Genomic DNA, 15,330 nt, shown 5'->3' with positions numbered 1-15,330 from the left:
AACAAAACAGATAGATTTCCGATCGATAAAGGCACGATTGCGTTAGGACTTTTCTTTTCCGGGCAGCTTGCCTAGGTTCGTGGCCAGAACGAATACGTTCACAATAGGGAGTAACCATATGAAAAAGCTGCTTACAGCAACTGCAGCATCCGCTTTGCTGGCCGGACCTGCGCTGGCCGAAGACATTACGCTTGGTGTTTTGTTCGGATTCACCGGCCCAATTGAATCGCTGGCACCCGCAATGGGTTCGGGCGCTGAATTGGCGATGGCGGAAGTCACCGAATCCGGAAAACTGCTGGATGGATCCAAAGTGACCGCATCGCGCGCCGACACCGGCTGCATTGATAACGGTCTGGCCACTTCGAACGGCGAACGCATGATTGCCGACGGTGTTGCCGGCATCATCGGCGGCGATTGCTCGGGCGTGACCGGTGCGATCCTTCAGAACGTCGCGATTCCGAATGGCATGGTCATGATCTCGCCCTCGGCGACCTCGCCGGGCCTGTCGACCATGGAAGACAACGGCCTGTTCTTCCGCACCGCGCCTTCAGATGCGCGCGAAGGCCAGGTGATGGCGGATATCCTGAAGGATCGCGGCATCAACTCGATCGCTCTGACCTATACCAACAACGACTACGGCAAGGGTCTGGCGGACGCGATCCAAACCTCTTTCGAGGCAGCAGGTGGTGAAGTGACCATCGTTGCAGCGCACGAGGATGGCAAAGCCGACTATTCGGCCGAAGTTGGTGCTCTGGCCTCGGCCGGTGGCGACATTCTGGTCGTTGCGGGTTATCTGGATCAGGGCGGTCTGGGCATCATCCAGTCGGCGCTGGACAGCGGTGCGTTTGACACCTTTGGCCTGCCCGGCGGCATGATCGGTGACTCGCTGCCGGCCAATGTCGGCCCCGACCTGAACGGTTCGTTCGGTCAGATCGCCGGTTCGGGCGGTGAAGGCGCCGAAAAGTATTTCGCCATGGCCGAGGCAGCAGGCTTCGACGGTTCGTCGCCCTATTCGCCCGAATCCTATGACGCTGCGGCTTTGTTCATGCTGGCCATGCAGGCTGCTGGATCGACCAATCCGGCCGACTATGGCGGCAAGATCATGGACGTCGCCAACGCTCCGGGCGAAAAGATCTATCCCGGCGAACTGGCCAAGGGTCTGGAATTGCTGGCAAATGGTCAGGACATCGACTATGTCGGTGCGTCCGGTGTTGAGCTGATCGGCCCCGGCGAAAGCGCGGGTTCCTATCGCGAGATCGAAGTGACCGACGGTGAAAACAAGACTGTCAACTTCCGTTGATTGATCGCCAAAGGCTATGAATGAAAGCAGCCCGGGCCTTGTGTCCGGGCTGTTTCAATGAAAAAAGACCGCACCCGACAAACGGGGTCGAGACAACAGCGCCGGACAGGCGGCAAGGGGAAAAGATGATCGTCGTCGAGGACGTGCACAAGCATTTCGGCGGATTTCATGCGGTGGACGGGGCATCGCTGGAAATCCAGAAAGGGTCGATCACCGGCCTGATCGGGCCCAACGGGGCAGGAAAAACCACTCTGTTCAATGTGATCGCAGGTGTTCTGCCGCCGACCAGCGGCAAGGTGGTGATGGACGGCGAGGATATCACCGGTCTGCCCCCGCATGAATTGTTCCACAAGGGTCTGTTGCGCACGTTTCAGATTGCACATGAATTCCCGTCGATGACCTGCCGCGAAAACCTGATGATGGTGCCCGGCGCGCAATCAGGCGAGTCGCTGTGGAACACGTGGTTTGGCCGCAAGCGCATCGCTGATGAAGAACGCGCGTTGAAGGCCAAGGCCGATGAGGTGCTGGAGTTTCTGACGATTGAACATCTGGCCGATCACAAGGCGGGTCAGGTCTCGGGTGGTCAGAAAAAGCTGCTGGAGCTGGGCCGCACGATGATGGTGGACGCCAAGATCGTGTTTCTGGACGAGGTCGGCGCGGGTGTGAACCGCACCCTGTTGATGACCATTGCCGACACGATCCTGCGCCTGAACAAAGAGCGCGGCTATACCTTCGTCGTCATCGAACATGACATGGATTTCATCGGCAAGATCTGTGATCCGGTCATCTGCATGGCTGAAGGCAAGGTTCTGGCCGAGGGTACCTTGGACGAGATCAAGGCGAACGAGCACGTGATCGAAGCCTATCTGGGCACCGGCCTTAAGAACAAAGACAAACTGGAGGCAGGCGCGTGAGCGACAACCCCTATCAGGATGACAAGGGCAACAAGGACGCCTCGATCACCAATCCGCACGGTGTCGGCACCATGACGCCGGCCCATCGCAAAAGTGGTGCGACGCATAAGGTCGGGGGCGGCCCGTTTCTGATCGGCGACACCATGACGGGTGGCTACGGCAAAGGGCCCGACATCCTGCATGATTGCACCATCGCGGTGGACAAAGGTGAAATCGCAGTCATCGTCGGCCCCAACGGTGCGGGAAAGTCTACGGCGATGAAAGCCGTGTTCGGGATGCTGGATGTCCGTTCAGGGTCTGTGCGTCTGGATGGCGAGGATATTACAAACCTCACCCCACAGGATCGGGTCATGCGTGGCATGGGCTTTGTGCCGCAGACACAGAACATCTTTACCTCTATGACGGTGGAGGAAAACCTGGAAATGGGTGCCTTCATCCGTCGCGACGACATCAGCCAGACGATGGAGCAGGTCTATGACCTGTTCCCCATCCTCCGCGACAAGCGCAATCAGGCCGCCGGAGAGCTGTCGGGCGGACAACGCCAACAGGTCGCCGTGGGCCGCGCCCTGATGACCCAGCCCAAGGTGCTGATGCTCGACGAGCCTACGGCAGGTGTTTCGCCGATCGTGATGGATGAGTTGTTCGACCGGATCATCGAAGTGTCCCGCACCGGCCTGCCGATCCTGATGGTCGAGCAAAACGCCCGCCAGGCCTTGGAGATTGCCGACAAGGGATACGTTCTGGTTCAGGGGCGCAACGCCTATACCGGAACGGGCAAGGAACTGCTGGCCGACCCCGAGGTGCGAAAGTCGTTTTTGGGCGGCTGATCGGCGCTTTTCAATGGCAGATTTTCATGTGGGGCCAGTCGAGATTCTCGGCTGGTCCATTTGCTTGATCGCAATGCGCAAAATTGAAGGCCAGAACATGGCAACCGGTGCTTCAAACCGAGGCTCAGGACATGAGAGCCTTTATTAGGTATCTGAAAAATATCAATTAATCTCCTGCGGGCCGTTGCGGAAAAAAGACTTTGAAAACGCGCCGAATGCCAATCTGCTGCTTTAATCAGGCCCAATTTCAAAAATATCGCTGCGCCCGAACACCTAAACCAATCCCCGAAACGCGCCACGGTTGGGGACACAAGAATTGGAAGTCAAAATGAAAAAATGGATGATCGCCGCCCTGGCCGCACAACTGGCAACCGGTGCCGGTGCCGTCGCTCAGCAGCGCGAATTTGTGTGTACATCGGAAATTGATGGAACCGAGTATCGGCTGACACGGTTCGAAGGTGCGCAAAAGGGATCGGTCAAGTTCGGTGACACGACCGGGGACGCGCAGGTGTTTCCGGGGCTGAACAACTTGACGTTCATCCTGACGACCGAACAGCATGTCATGACGTTCTTCGTCAAAAGCCCGGATCTGTCCTACAACCTGTCCATCCGCCGCCCGGTTCTGCACAATGACCGCGGCCAATGCACGGAAACCGGTGCCTAGCCCCGCGATCTTTCGCGATTTCGGACCGCGCCCCTCAGTGGGGCGCGGTCTTTTTCTTTGGGGAAGAACCAGGCGGCCTCTGCCAGCGTGTCCGAAGCCTGCCAAACGGCATAAAAACATGCATAAAGCCCTAAAAATCATGTTCCAAATTGTTGTGTCTTTCGTCGGCGTCGTGCCATAAAGCCGCACCCGGACAGTGAGAAGAAATAATGGATCTACTCAACGCGCTTGTTGCGCTTGCGAATTTTGTGTTGGTGCCAGCGGTCGCTTATGGCAGCCAACTGGCATTGGGCGCGCTTGGCGTGACCCTAATCTACGGCATCCTGCGGTTTTCGAACTTTGCCCATGGCGACACCATGGCCTTTGGCGCGATGGTCGCCGTACTGGTCACATGGGGGTTGCAGGCCGCCGGAATCAGCTTTGGACCGTTGCCAACCGCCCTGCTTGCCCTGCCCTTTGCCATCCTGGGCTGTATCGTGCTGGTGCTGATCACCGACAGGCTGGTCTACAAATTCTACCGTGAACAAAAGGCAAAGCCCGTTATTCTGGTGATCGTCTCCATGGGCGTGATGTTCATCATGAACGGCCTTGTCCGGTTTATCATCGGGCCGGATGACCAACGGTTTTCGGATGGGGCTCGGTTCATTGTTTCGGCACGCGATTTCAAGGCGATGACCGGTCTGCGTGAGGGTCTGGCCATCAAGACGTCGCAAGGTATCACGGTGATCGTGGCCGTTGTTGCCGTGGCGCTGCTGTTCTGGTTTCTGAACAAGACGCGCACCGGCAAGTCGATGCGGGCCTATTCGGACAACGAGGATCTGGCGCTGTTGTCAGGCATCAACCCGGAACGTGTGGTGATGATCACATGGATCATCGTTGCGGCGCTGGCCACAACTGCTGGCGTTCTTTACGGGCTGGACAAAAGCTTCAAACCCTTCGTCTATTTCCAGCTTCTGCTGCCGATCTTTGCCTCGGCCATCGTGGGTGGTTTGGGCAATCCTCTGGGCGCCATCGCAGGCGGGTTTATCATCGCGTTTTCCGAAGTGACGATAACATACGCTTGGAAGAAGGTGCTGACCTATGTGTCGCCTGAAAGTCTGGCGCCGTCAGGTTTGGTCCAACTCCTCTCGACCGATTACAAATTCGCGGTCAGCTTTGTCATCCTGCTGATCGTGCTTCTGTTCAAGCCCACGGGACTTTTCAAGGGAAAGGCCGTATGACCGACTCTGTCAAAAACACGCTGCTGTTCGCAATTGTCGGTGGCCTGATCCTGTTGACCGGTTTCACGCAAAGCTGGAACACCGCGATCCTGATCCTGAATATGGGGCTGATTTCCGCCATCATGGCGATCGGTGTAAACCTGCAATGGGGTTTTGCCGGTCTGTTCAATGTGGGCGTGATGGGCTTTGTCGCACTGGGCGGTCTGGCCGTCGTACTGGTTTCAACGCCGCCCACGCCCGGTGCTTGGGCCGCCGGAGGTTATGGCATCGTTCTGTCTTTGCTGCTGGGCGCCGCGACAGTGGTTGCCGCCGTTCTGGTGGCAACAAAGCTGCCGAAGGGCCGTGTGCAAACCCTGACGATCATCGCCGTTCTTGTCGTGGGCTTTTTTGTCTATCGCGCGGTGTTCGATCCCAGCATTGCGGCGGTCGAGGCCATCGACCCGGCAATTGCCGGCAATATCGGAGGTTTGAATCTGCCGGTTCTGCTGGCCTGGCCGGCGGGTGGTTTGCTGGCGGCGGGTGCTGCGTGGCTGATCGGTAAAACGGCGCTGGGCCTTCGCTCGGATTATCTGGCGATTGCCACATTGGGGATCGCCGAAATCATCATCGCCGTCATGAAAAACGAAGACTGGCTGGCCCGGGGCGTCAAGAATGTCTACGGCATTCCTCGCCCGTCCCCCGTTGTGGGCTACGAAGTGGATTTGCAGAACGACCCGGCCTTTCTGGCGCGGGCCGAATGGTTGGGGTTGGACCCCGTCACCGCGTCCACCCTCTCGGTCAAACTCGGCTATTCGCTGCTGTTCATGATAGTACTTCTGGTTCTGCTCTGGATGGCACAGATGGCGCTGAAAAGCCCGTGGGGCCGGATGATGCGCGCAATCCGTGACAATGAAGTGGCGGCTGAGGCCATGGGCAAGGATGTCACCCGTCGTCATCTGCAAATATTCGTACTGGGTTCGGCCGTTTGCGGTATCGCAGGTGCGATGATGACAACGCTGGACGGCCAGTTGACGCCAAGCGCGTATCAACCGCTGCGCTTTACCTTTCTGGTCTGGGTGATGGTGATCGTGGGTGGTTCGGGCAACAACTTCGGGGCCGTTCTGGGCGCATTCCTCATCTGGTTCCTGTGGGTTCAGGTTGAACCGATCGGCTTGTGGCTGATGAATGTCATTACCGCCGGCTTGCCGGACGGAAGTGCATTGAAAGCCCACTTGCTGGACAGCGCCGCACATATGCGCCTGTTCACGATGGGTCTGATCTTGTTGATTGTTCTCAGATTCAGCCCAAGAGGGCTGATCCCAGAGAAATAGATCACTTCCACCTTCAATAAGCGAAACCGCGCCTCTTATCCGGCGCGGTTTCTTGATTCTTAACGATTTTTTGAATAAACGGACACACCGCAGTGTTTTCTTTTTGCGGTATGTCGCCGGCACTCACATCCGTCTACGCCGATCTGTAACGATCATTTACACGTTTTGAAAAGAGTCAAAAATGAAAGCACCACGGTTCAAGACACTGCTTCTGTTTCCGGTTGTTGCCATCGTAACAACCGCCTGCATTCCCACTCCGGAAGAACTTGAAACAACTCCCGTCAAGGTTCAAACGCCCAAAGGTGTCGTAACCTGTCAGCTATACCGTCACGACCGGGTGACCTGGGACCGGGCGATTGACTTCCCGGCTTCGAAAATGTCCGTGCCGGAGGCTGACGCCTACTGCCGTCAGGAAGGCCAGCGTCGTTTGAAGTAAACACTGCGGCGCCCGTGATGGGCGCCGTAACGTCATCTGTTGCGGAACAATCCACCCAGAATACCGCGAACAATCCGGCGTCCGGTCGTTCCCTTCAGTTCCTTGATCACCGCATCGGTCATCGCCGATGCAAACGTGTCTTTCCGCCGTTGCACCCGGGACGAGGATCTGCCAACCCGGCTTCCTGAATATCTGCGAGCTGAAGAATACTCTCGTTCCATCGGTGATTGTGCCTCCAGCACTTCATCGGCCTCTGCCTGTTCAGCGGCCTTGGCGGCCGCCTCGGCCCGAGCCTGGAGGATTTCAAAGGCCGATTTTCGATCAATTCCATTGCCATATTTAGACGCCATCGGCGAGGCATCGAGAATGGCCCGCCGCTGAGCATCAGAAATGGGCCCCAACTGGGATCCCGGCGGTCGAATCAACGTGCGCTCGACAATTCCGGGAACACCTTTTTTCTGCAGCATCGACGTGACAGCCTCACCAACGCCCACCTCACGAATTGCGGCTTCGGTGTCGAAGGCGGGGTTTTCGCGATAGGTTTCCGCCGCCAGACGCAGGTTCTTTCGGTCACGCGCCGTGAAGGCTCGCAAAGCGTGCTGAACGCGATTGCCCAACTGCCCCAGAATATCCTCGGGAATATCGGCGGGATTCTGGGTGATGAAATAGACTCCCACGCCTTTGGACCGGATCAGGCGCGCAACCTGTTCGACCTTGTCCACCAGCACTTTCGGAGCACCGTCAAACAACAGATGCGCTTCGTCGAAGAAGAACACCAGCTTGGGTTTGTCAGGATCACCGACTTCGGGAAGTTCCTCAAACAATTCGCTCAGCAGCCACAGCAGGAATGTCGCATAAAGCCGTGGCGCGGCCATCAGTTTGTCCGAAGCAAGGATGTTCACCATCCCCTGCCCGTTTTCATCGGTGCACATCAAATCGGACAGATCCAGCGCGGGTTCGCCAAACAGCTTTGTTCCCCCTTGGTTTTCCAATACCAGCAATCGCCGCTGGATCGCACCGATCGAAGATGTCGATACATTGCCATATCGCAATGAAAGCTGGGCCCGGTTCTCGCCGATCCAGACCAGCAGCGCCTGAAGGTCCTTGAGATCCAGAAGAGGCATTCCCTCTTCATCGGCCACGCGGAACGCGATGTTCAGGATGCCTTCCTGCGCTTCGCTCAATTCCATCAACCGGGACAGCAGCAAAGGGCCCATTTCAGTGACCGTCGTCCGCACCGGATGGCCTTGTTCGCCAAAAAGATCCCAGAACGTAACCGGGCAGGCGGAATAGGCAAAATCGTCGAACCCAATGCGTTTGACACGATCCATAAATGCCTGATGCAGTTTATGCGCGTCGCTTCCGGGCAAAGCCAGGCCCGACAGATCGCCTTTGACATCGGACAAAAACACCGGAACTCCGGCTTGGGAAAAGCCTTCCGCGAGGATTTGCAACGTTACGGTCTTACCGGTCCCGGTGGCGCCGGCAATCAGCCCATGGCGGTTCGCATATTTCAGCGCCAGTTCCTGCGGCTGGCCATAGCCTTCGCCTCCGCCACCCAAAAATATATTCTTGCCCATTAACATTGCCTTATGTTTCACCGATCCGTGACCAGCATACAAAGTTAACCTTTGACTGCGATAGTCAATTTGCCCCGCGTTTGCTTCCTTCACGTGGGGCAGACTTCCTCCCTGTCGACTGGCCGTGCCTTCGGGCACGGCTTTTTTGCAGGCTCGAATTTGGTTTCAAAGTTCTGACCGTAATATTAAAATTTGAGGATAGCTGTTGACCCGTCTGCGCCCCTTTCGTAGGGTTTGCGCATAAATAAGTCGGCCAGTCCGACGGGGAGAACCTTTTGGAAAAGAGAGCTGGCTTATACAGCTCTCTTTTTCTGTCTCAGGGCAGTTGGTTTCTGGTGTTCTGGCAAGAATCCGTTCACGTTCAGACATGGCGTTCTGTTAGTGCCTGACACCAGTTCAGAAGAGTGTTAAACGAAGCAAAAAGCTCAAGCATCAAGTCGAGGCATTCATGATCAAGAAAATCCTCTCGCTAAGTACAGTGGCGGCAATTCTTCTATGTGGCGCAGGATATGCGCAGGACACAACGACATCCGAACCGGACAACGGTCTCGATTTGGGTCAGGAAGGCCCGCGCCCCGGAGAACAGTTCGTCAAGGAAAAGTTCGGTGACTGGGACTTGTCCTGCATCAAGGCGCAGCAAGGCGAAGACCCGTGCGCCATCGTCCAGATTCTGAAGGGCAACCAGGGTGATCCGATAGCTGAGGTGTCGATTGGAAGACTGCCCGAGGGCGGCGCGGCAGTTGCATGGGCGAATGTGATCGTTCCGTTGGAAACACTGCTGCAAGCTCAGCTCGCCCTGTCCATCGATGGTGCGCCCCGCAAGTTGTACAACTATCATCATTGCCTGCCTGTTGGCTGCGTCGCGCAGCTGGGCCTGAGCCAAGGCGATATCGATGCAATGAAAGCTGGCACCAAGGCGATCTTTTCGCTGGTTCCGGCCCGCTTCCCTGATCAGGTACTGGAGATGGAAATGTCGTTGTCCGGCTTTACGTCCGGCTATGACACCCTGACCGTCAACGCGAACTGAGGGTGCGTTTACGATTGCGCCGCCGCACCGATTGCGGCGGCGCTTCGCGGATCAAATCCGCTTCAACGCCAAAACCGCGTTCAGCCCGCCGAAAGCAAACGCATTGCTGAGCGCGACGTCAACTTTGGCTTCCCGAGCCTCGTTCGGCACAACATCAAGCGCGCATTCCGGATCGGGTTCCTCGTATCCGATGGTGGGTGCAATAACACCGTCCCGCAGCGCCATGATACATGCCAAGAGTTCCACCGCACCGGTTCCACCAATCAGGTGACCATGCATGGATTTGGTCGACGATATCATCAGGTCGTCAGCATGGGGCCCAAAAACATCCGCCACAGCGGCACATTCGGTTTTGTCATTCGCGGCCGTCCCGGTGCCATGCGCGTTGATATAACCCACATCGCTTGCATTCAATCTGGCGTCGGCCAATGCACCTGACATGGCCCTTGAAGCCCCTTGCTTGCTGGGCATCACGATATCGGCCGCATCCGACGACATGGCAAAACCAACGACTTCGCACATGATCTCGGCGCCACGGGCGCGGGCGTGTTCGTATTCCTCGAAAACAAAGACCCCGGCCCCTTCGCCCTGTACCATTCCGTTGCGGTTGGCGCTGAACGGTCGGCACGCATCCTTGGACATGACGCGCAACCCTTCCCAGGCTTTGACGCCTCCAAAGCACAACATGGATTCGGATCCGCCAGTGATCATGACCGGGGCCATGCCGCTTCGGACCATCTGAAAGGCCTGTGCCATGGCATGGTTCGACGACGCGCAGGCGGTCGACACGGTGAAGCTGGGGCCTTTGAGATTGTGTTCCATAGAAACATGGCTGGCCGCCGCATTGTTCATGAGTTTGGGAACAACAAACGGGTGTACCCGGTTCTTTCCGTCCTCATAAACCGAGCGATAATTGTCATCCCAGGTCGATACGCCACCGCCGGCGGTCCCCAAAACAACACCTGATTTTGCGGCCAACTCTCCGTGAAACTCGATGCCGGACTGATCGATGGCCTCTTTGGCGGCGGTCAGAGTGAACTGAGTGAACCGGTCATACAACGACATTTGCTGACGGTTGAACCTACCTTCAGCCTCAAAGCCGCGAACCTGCCCGCCGATTTTGATGGCCAACCGATCAACATCCCGAAATTCCAGTTCCGAGATGCCGCAACGGCCTTCGCGCATGGCTTCCAGGGTGTCAGGAACCGAATGGCCCAGTGAATTGATCGTACCTGCGCCGGTAATGACAACACGTTTCATGAGCGTCAGTCAGACCTTTTCCGACACGAGCTTTTCGATCCCGGCAATGATCGCAGCGACATTGGATATGTCAAAATCGTTGGCCTCGGGTTCGTTGGCGTTGAACGGAATTGAAATGTCGAACTCTTCCTCGATGGCGAAAATACTTTCGACCAGACCAAGGCTGTCGATTCCCAGATCTTCCAGCGTGCTTTCGGGCGTCACATCCGATGGCTCCAGCACGGCCTGCTCTGCAATGATTGCGATGACGCGGTCGCTGATGCTCATGTCGATCCCCTGATTTTCAGTTTGACGATGATTTAATCGCTTGGGGTCTGTTTGAAAACAGCCTTTTTCAGTGCCTCAACGTCGCGTGCCATTCGGGGCAGTCGCCGCTGCGCCTTGTAGACATCGGTATGGGTCTCCATTTTGATGCCCGGATACCCCATGATGACGCGCCCGGCGGGCACATTTGACAGAATCTTCGTGCCCCCACCCGAAATGACGCCGTCCCCTATGAAAATATTGTCGACCACTCCGGTCTGGCCACCCAGAACAACGTTGTTGCCGATCTCGACCGAGCCGGACACACCCGTCTGACCGCACAGCAGACAATCCCGCCCGACGCGGGTGTTGTGTCCGACATGGACAAGATTATCCAGCTTGGTGCCGTTACCGATCCGCGTGTTGCGGATGGTTCCATTATCGACGGTGCAATTGGCGCCAACCTCGACATCGTCACCAATCTCAACCGCGCCCAAAGAATGAATACGAAGCCAGCTTTGGGCCTTGGCGTCCCCCTGGTCACCCAACGTTTCGCGGGCGCGCTCAGCGCCAGAGACCTCGGGCGTTACGAAACTGAACCCGTCGCCGCCAATCCTTGCACCGGGTTGCGCGATGAACCGATCCCCGATTTGCGCGCGCGCGCCAATGCTGACCATTTCGCGCAACAGGGCCTGTTCGCCAAGAATGGCGTCCATTCCCACCACGCAGTGTGCACCGATGACCGAGCCCGAACCTATTCGCGCCCGAGCACCAACAACAGTCAGAGGTCCTATCGCCACATCTGGTCCAATTTCGGCCGTTGGATCGATCACTGCGGAAGGGTGAATGCCCGGTTCAATCCCTTGCCCGCGATCCAGCATTGCGGTGATCCCCGCCATCGCCATGCGCGGACGCTTCACGAAAATGGCCGCTCGCAACCCCATTGCCTGCCAATCCGCGCCTTCCCACAGAACGGCGGCGCGAGCTTCCCCTTTCGAAAGCGCTTCGGCGTATTTCGGGGACATGGCCATGGCCAGATCTGTTGGTCCGGCATCGCCCGGCTCGGCCGCCCGCACGATCGTCAGGCCACCATCGCCTTGGCATTCGGCACCCAAAGCGTCGGCGATTTGCTGAATGGTAAACTGCATCTCGGGCTTCCTTTTGGCAGGATTTGCCCTGTGCTTAACCCTGAACGTCCGGCAGGGCCACCCCTGCCTTTTGCAGGGCTTCCCAAATCTTGCGGTCCCGGCCATAGACATCGCGGCGATACTGCACCTCGCCTTTTGGCCCGACATATGCCGTTCTATAGATCAGATGAACCGGAACTTTTTGTTCCAAATCGACCTTGGTTTCCTTTCCCGTGTTCAGAACACGATGGAAGAATGCTTTGGGGTCCTCTTCCTGTTTGGCCAGCAATGCATAGGCAAACTCGAAAGGCTGTGCCAGTCGGATGCAGCCGTGCGAGAACGCCCGAACCTCACGCGCGAACAGGCTTTTCTGAGGCGTATCATGCAGATAGATATTGTACTTGTTGGGGAACATGAACTTGACCAGCCCCAAAGCATTGCTTTTGCTGGGCGGCTGGCGCATCGCAAAAGGAAAGCTTCGCGCGGTGAACTGATTGAAATCAACCGCCCCGCGATTGACCTGCCGCCCCCTGCTGTCCGTGATCTGGATATGACCGACCGCGTTGGGGTTGGCTTTCAGCTTCGGCAGGTATTCCTTGGTGATGATCGAGCGCGGAACATACCAGCTGGGGTTTATCACCATATGTTCCATCACATCCGAGAACTCTGGGCTGCGGCGATCATGCGTGTTCTTGCCGATCACCGCACGGGTTTCAAACGTGACTTGCCCGTCATCCACGATCTTTGCCGAAAAATCTGTCTGGTTGACAAGAATATAACGCGCGCCGCGATCCCGAGGCAGCCAGCGCTCTCGTTCCAGAGCGACATAAACAGCCTTGAGCCGGTCCACGGCGGGGCGATTCAACTCAGCAATCGTGCCCTTGCCTGCAACGCCATCGGGTTCCAATCCATGCGCGAATTGAAAGGCCCTGACCCCTTCCAGCAGCGCGGCGTCGAAAGACGGGCTGGCCGATGATTTCATGTAGCCCATCAACACCAGCCGATTGCGAAGCTTCACGACATTGGGCCCGGTATCACCATATTCCAGCTTGGTTTCCGGGACAGTCGCCCCCCAACCGCCTTGTTCTACCAAATCCTGTAGCGCCAGTTTCTGCTTCATCAGAGCCCGGTACTGACGGGTTTGAGGAGCCAATTGCGCAAGATACGCGGCGCCATGTGTGTTCAGGGCGTTCAGATGCTCGGCCGCGCTACGACGATCCACCGACCGAACAAGCCCTTCGTCGATGTTTCCGGGCCGAAGAAAACCCGAGTACAATGCGTCGGCAAAATCCACGAAAACCCTGCTCAGTTCAGCCTCAACGGCGCCAAGGTCGCGTGTCGAGCGTGCATCCTGCATTTTCTGAATCAAGGATGAAACAGTGGCATCAGCCTGCGGCAGACCGTGCAGATGCGCATGTGACAGTGCCTGGATCAATGCGGCCCGGCGTTGCATATGCTCATCGGATTCACCCACCCAAATCGGCGAAAACCCGTTTGTCCGGTAAAACTCTGCGATCTGCGATTCCCGTGGGGTATGTTCTGCAACGGCCATCTGAAACGCCGTGTTGTGCGCAGGTTCAGAAGTGGTGTTTGCCATACTGGCAGTGGCCGCAAAACAGGCGGCAAGCAGGATACTGGTACGGGTTCGGAAAACAAAAAGCATTGGATGGCCTTGGAATCAATGGCTTGGTTGGTGATACGTGCGTCGAACAACTATGAGTTTGACTGCGCAGACTTGTCTATTCACAAATTCCTTACCGAATTGCTTCTATTGTCGCCTGATGCGCGTTTGCATCGGCCCGGTGATGCGTAGCCCACACTTGCAAATATTCTGCGCTCGGCTGTGACATTTGCGCAAAAATCTGCCGAAAATTCCCCCTTGAAAAGGTGACTATGAAACACTTCTTGGCCGTCGAATCCGATTGTGTCATAAATTCCGCATCTGGGATGGGAAAAAATTAAGACAGCGCGCGTAACATCGTGCGCAGGCAGGAACAGTACGGGACGAACCAAAATGACCAAGAGCAGTTCCTCGGGCTTGACCCGACGTGCCCTATTGGGTGCGTTTGCAGCAACAGCAGTCGCAGCAGCACCCACCTACTCCAAAGCAGCAGGCTTTTTGCGCGGCGGCGGCGATATCCGTCGCATTCGCATGTATTCCGGTCGCACGGGCGAACGGTTGGACATGATTTATTGGGTCGATGGTAAATATATCAAGGACGCTGTCAAAGAAGTGAACCATTTCATGCGCGATTGGCGCACGGATCACGTAAAATCCATCGATTTACGCACGATTGATATCATGGCGGCATCACACAACCTTCTGGATGTCAACGAACCTTACATGTTGCTGTCGGGCTATCGCTCCCCCCAGACCAATGCCATGCTCCGCGCCCGCTCTCGCGGCGTCGCCCGGAAATCGCTTCACATGAAGGGACAAGCGGCAGACCTGCGCCTGTCTTCCCGCTCCGTCTCGCAGATGGCTAAGGCTGCTATGTCATGCCGGGCCGGCGGTGTAGGTCAATATTACGGGTCCAATTTCGTGCATATGGACTGCGGTGTCGTCCGCACCTGGCGCGGCTAAGACAGCGACTTTACGATCTCGGCTTATATGACAGGGGTTTGACTGGGGCGGCCAGTTACATCCCCGCGTCTCCCCCTCCGCCACCGGCATCACCGCCTCCGGTGTCATTGGCGGATGCTGTCGCCGCAGTGGAATTGCTGGTCTCACGAGACTTTTCATCGCCGACGTCAGCGGGAACACTGGAACCGGAAGCATTGTCGCTTTCTGAATCATCATCGCTTTCGGGTTCTTCATCATCGGTCAGCTTTCCAAGGATAAACGCCAGAATTACGGCGACCACGATCCATCCTAAAACGCTTGAAGCTGAAACCCCGGTAATCGCGCTACCCAATAGTGCTACAATCACGACAACGATTATCAGCTTCTTATTTGAAGAGATGACTTTCACATTCCTTCCTCCATTTGAGCTGACGCGCGCCAGTCTCATTCGGAAAGTTTACATCAAAAAAACCACTGCTTGAGGGGGTAAGCCTCAAATTGATTGTCAGGATTAATAGGGTGGTGGCAAGCGGGCGAAAAACGGAGGCGTGCAGACACTATCCATGGCCCGAAAGGGTATTCGCGTTGAAAATATCCCGAGAGGGGATCAGCCAGGGCACCTTTCGTAGTTTCAACAGCAGATGCGGGTTGGAACTGTTGGAAGCCAAGATGCTTCGGGCGCTGGAAACCGAAAACGCGAAAGCAAAAGAATTTCTGGCCGGTCAGATGTTGAATGACGCTATTCTGCGGCATATCCTCGGACCAGCGCAGGACCCTTGTTCTTCATTAGCGACGGCCATGTGGCCCGCGAACTTCTTCCAATTCGGCGCAGAAGTTCCTGTTTTGCCAAAAAGCCTTA

At 56.6% G+C, this 15,330-nt stretch carries 15 protein-coding genes; 9 read left to right on the top strand and 6 right to left on the bottom strand.

What is annotated here, in order from left to right:
* Positions 1-118 precede the first annotated feature (118 nt).
* The 7 genes from GOW04_RS04155 (at position 119) to GOW04_RS04125 (ending at position 6,671) form a co-directional block, all read left to right on the top strand.
* The gene (locus GOW04_RS04155; protein ID WP_152457993.1) at positions 119-1,300 is read left to right on the top strand and encodes an ABC transporter substrate-binding protein; all 1,182 of its coding nucleotides are present in this window, start codon (positions 119-121) and stop codon (positions 1,298-1,300) included.
* A gap of 125 nt (positions 1,301-1,425) precedes the next feature.
* Entirely contained in the window at positions 1,426-2,214 is a 789-nt protein-coding gene (locus GOW04_RS04150) for an ABC transporter ATP-binding protein (protein ID WP_152457994.1), read from the top strand.
* Positions 2,211-3,041 (top strand): ABC transporter ATP-binding protein, encoded by an 831-nt coding sequence (locus GOW04_RS04145; protein WP_152457995.1) that lies wholly within the window; start codon positions 2,211-2,213, stop codon positions 3,039-3,041. The genes GOW04_RS04150 and GOW04_RS04145 overlap by 4 nt, the downstream gene beginning before the upstream one ends.
* Positions 3,042-3,369: 328 nt before the next feature.
* The gene (locus GOW04_RS04140; protein ID WP_171231627.1) at positions 3,370-3,705 is read left to right on the top strand and encodes a hypothetical protein; all 336 of its coding nucleotides are present in this window, start codon (positions 3,370-3,372) and stop codon (positions 3,703-3,705) included.
* A gap of 209 nt (positions 3,706-3,914) precedes the next feature.
* Positions 3,915-4,925: a branched-chain amino acid ABC transporter permease gene (locus tag GOW04_RS04135; protein ID WP_152457997.1), complete on the top strand. Its 1,011-nt coding sequence runs from the start codon at positions 3,915-3,917 to the stop codon at positions 4,923-4,925.
* Complete coding sequence (locus tag GOW04_RS04130; RefSeq protein WP_171115895.1) at positions 4,922-6,235, top strand: branched-chain amino acid ABC transporter permease; 1,314 nt, start codon at positions 4,922-4,924, stop codon at positions 6,233-6,235. Before GOW04_RS04135 ends, GOW04_RS04130 begins: the two co-directional genes overlap by 4 nt.
* A gap of 181 nt (positions 6,236-6,416) precedes the next feature.
* Entirely contained in the window at positions 6,417-6,671 is a 255-nt protein-coding gene (locus tag GOW04_RS04125; RefSeq protein ID WP_171115893.1) for a hypothetical protein, read from the top strand.
* A gap of 32 nt (positions 6,672-6,703) precedes the next feature.
* Here the strand turns inward: GOW04_RS04125 and GOW04_RS04120 are convergent, their stop codons facing one another.
* Positions 6,704-8,251 (bottom strand): helicase HerA-like domain-containing protein, encoded by a 1,548-nt coding sequence (locus GOW04_RS04120; protein ID WP_171231626.1) that lies wholly within the window; start codon positions 8,249-8,251, stop codon positions 6,704-6,706.
* A gap of 448 nt (positions 8,252-8,699) precedes the next feature.
* Here GOW04_RS04120 and GOW04_RS04115 point away from each other — a divergent pair, with 448 nt between their 5' ends.
* Entirely contained in the window at positions 8,700-9,278 is a 579-nt protein-coding gene (locus GOW04_RS04115) for an invasion associated locus B family protein (protein WP_171115889.1), read from the top strand.
* A gap of 51 nt (positions 9,279-9,329) precedes the next feature.
* Here the strand turns inward: GOW04_RS04115 and GOW04_RS04110 are convergent, their stop codons facing one another.
* Genes GOW04_RS04110 through GOW04_RS04095 form a run of 4 tightly spaced genes read right to left on the bottom strand, consistent with a single transcriptional unit; the run spans position 9,330 to position 13,505 of the window.
* Positions 9,330-10,538 carry a beta-ketoacyl synthase gene (locus GOW04_RS04110; RefSeq protein WP_171231625.1) on the bottom strand — a complete coding sequence of 403 codons (1,209 nt, stop codon included), beginning with the start codon at positions 10,536-10,538 and terminating at the stop codon, positions 9,330-9,332.
* A gap of 9 nt (positions 10,539-10,547) precedes the next feature.
* On the bottom strand, positions 10,548-10,805 hold the full coding sequence (locus GOW04_RS04105; RefSeq protein ID WP_152458003.1) for an acyl carrier protein: 258 nt from the start codon (positions 10,803-10,805) through the stop codon (positions 10,548-10,550).
* Between the two features lie 32 nt (positions 10,806-10,837).
* Positions 10,838-11,929 (bottom strand): UDP-3-O-(3-hydroxymyristoyl)glucosamine N-acyltransferase, encoded by a 1,092-nt coding sequence (gene lpxD / locus GOW04_RS04100; protein WP_171231624.1) that lies wholly within the window; start codon positions 11,927-11,929, stop codon positions 10,838-10,840.
* A 34-nt stretch (positions 11,930-11,963) separates the two neighbouring features.
* A complete protein-coding gene (locus tag GOW04_RS04095; RefSeq protein ID WP_254430057.1) occupies positions 11,964-13,505 on the bottom strand; it encodes a murein L,D-transpeptidase in 1,542 nt (513 codons plus the stop codon).
* Positions 13,506-13,922: 417 nt separating this feature from the next.
* Between GOW04_RS04095 and GOW04_RS04090 the strand changes: the two genes are divergently transcribed.
* Positions 13,923-14,492 (top strand): DUF882 domain-containing protein, encoded by a 570-nt coding sequence (locus GOW04_RS04090; RefSeq protein WP_152458006.1) that lies wholly within the window; start codon positions 13,923-13,925, stop codon positions 14,490-14,492.
* Positions 14,493-14,547: 55 nt separating this feature from the next.
* Here the strand turns inward: GOW04_RS04090 and GOW04_RS04085 are convergent, their stop codons facing one another.
* On the bottom strand, positions 14,548-14,919 hold the full coding sequence (locus tag GOW04_RS04085; RefSeq protein ID WP_171231622.1) for a hypothetical protein: 372 nt from the start codon (positions 14,917-14,919) through the stop codon (positions 14,548-14,550).
* Positions 14,920-15,330 lie beyond the last annotated feature (411 nt).

The sequence above is a fragment of the Ruegeria sp. HKCCA4812 genome (genome assembly GCF_013034245.1).
Classification (GTDB): domain Bacteria; phylum Pseudomonadota; class Alphaproteobacteria; order Rhodobacterales; family Rhodobacteraceae; genus Ruegeria.
The sequence above is the reverse complement of the archived record's forward strand: the minus strand, read 5'-3'. Positions and strand labels throughout refer to the sequence as shown.